Origin of the sequence: Dietzia sp. HMSC21D01, assembly GCF_001815995.1 — a bacterium.
In the GTDB taxonomy this organism is placed as follows: Bacteria; Actinomycetota; Actinomycetes; order Mycobacteriales; family Mycobacteriaceae; genus Dietzia; species Dietzia cinnamea.
Genome location: NZ_KV823723.1, coordinates 1 through 1,569, shown reverse-complemented (window position 1 = coordinate 1,569; position 1,569 = coordinate 1). Strand labels below are relative to the sequence as shown.

Annotated in this window: 2 protein-coding genes; both read left to right on the top strand. The window is 74.6% G+C overall.

The features are described from left to right. Positions 1–839 (top strand): ATP-dependent helicase C-terminal domain-containing protein (locus HMPREF3086_RS02700; protein WP_305790923.1); only part of this gene is annotated, 839 nt, incomplete at its 5' end. Positions 840–1,027: 188 nt separating this feature from the next. Then, positions 1,028–1,519: a hypothetical protein gene (locus tag HMPREF3086_RS02695; protein WP_083324251.1), complete on the top strand. Its 492-nt coding sequence runs from the start codon at positions 1,028–1,030 to the stop codon at positions 1,517–1,519. Positions 1,520–1,569: the final 50 nt, after the last annotated feature.

The window sequence follows — 1,569 nt, the reverse complement described above, 5'->3', positions numbered from 1 at the left end:
TCGCCGAGGTGGGACGTGCGGCCGGGCGCGCGGCCGGTGAGGCCGGCGCGGTGATCCGCTCCGCCGCCCCGCTGGACCGGGAAGGCGCGGAGCGTGCGGCCTCACACCTTCTCGACGACGACGAGACGGCCGTCTTCGACCGTGGTGCGATCACGGGTCGACGTATCCGCCGACTCGGGGCGATCGAACTCTCCTCCACCCCGGTGCGGCCCTCCCCCGCGGCCGCCCGGGAGGCGGTGTCTGCGGCGATCAAGGCCGGCGGGTTCGCAGCACTGGGTCCCGACGACGACGCCGTCCGACTGTGGTGCCGCCTCGGGTTGGTGCACCGCGAGCTCGGAGCGCCGTGGCCGGACGTGTCCGCGGACGGGCTCTCCGAGCGGCTGGACGACTGGCTCGCCCCGGAGATCGACGCCCTCGCCCATGGCTCCCGGTTGGCGGGACGGGACCTCGGCCCGGCCCTGCGGCGCCTGCTGCCGTGGCCCGAGGCCGGTCGGTTCGACGAACTGGTGCCCGACCGACTGGAGGTGCCCTCCTCGTCGTCGTACCGCGTCGACTACCCCGCGGTCGGGACCGACGACCCGCCCGTGCTCGCGGTGAAGCTGCAGGAATGCTTCGGCTGGACCACCTCGCCGCGCCTCTGCGACGGTCGGGTCCCGGTGACGGTCCACCTGCTCTCGCCCGCCGGACGGCCGCTCGCGGTGACGCGCGACCTCGCGTTCTTCTGGCGGGAGGCCTACCCCGCGGTCCGGGCCGAGATGCGCGGCCGCTACCCGCGGCACCCGTGGCCGGAGGACCCGATGGCGGCCGAGCCGACGCGGCGCACCAACCGGCGACGCTGACCGCGCGCGCCGGCTCAGCCGGGACGGCGACGGTGGCTATCCTGCGGTTTCCCGCCTAGGATGTGATGGGCACCACACACGCGTTCCACGCCGGAAGGGTGATCACAGTGACCGCGTACACGCCCCCCTCCCCACACCGCTCCCCGCTGCCGACCCGGACCCCGTCCCGGACGAAGGTCGTGCCGCACGTGAGGAACCGCGTCGGCGCCCTCATCGCCGTCGCCGGCCTCGCCCTCGCGCTGGTCAGCCTCTACCTGCCGTGGTTGCGCACGGACGGCGGTGACCAGATCACCGCACTGGGCATCACGGAGATCATCGACGTGCGCAGCGTCGCCCCGGTGCTCTTCCTCGGCCTCGTCGTGCTGCTGTTCCTGGTGGGCGTCACCGCCGTGACGCGGCTCGGGGCGTTCGCCGCCGCGGGCGTCGTCGTCTCACTGGTGGTGCTGGCCGCCCACCTCGCCTTCGTGTGGACACTCATGTCGTCGACCGGCGGCGACGAACCGACCCTGTCCGGTCTCCCGACAGGCGCCTCCGTCACGTTCGGACCGTGGGTCGCCGCACTCGGGTTCGTCCTGGTGGCCGCCGGCTCGGCGTGGGCCGCCCGCGCGGCCGAGTACGTCTTCCCCGACGTCGAAGCCCACGGGGCACACGGGGCGCACCGGGCGCACGAGGACGGATGAGCAGCCGCCGCACCGGCCGCACCCCACTGGCGGTCCTCGCCGCCGCGTCG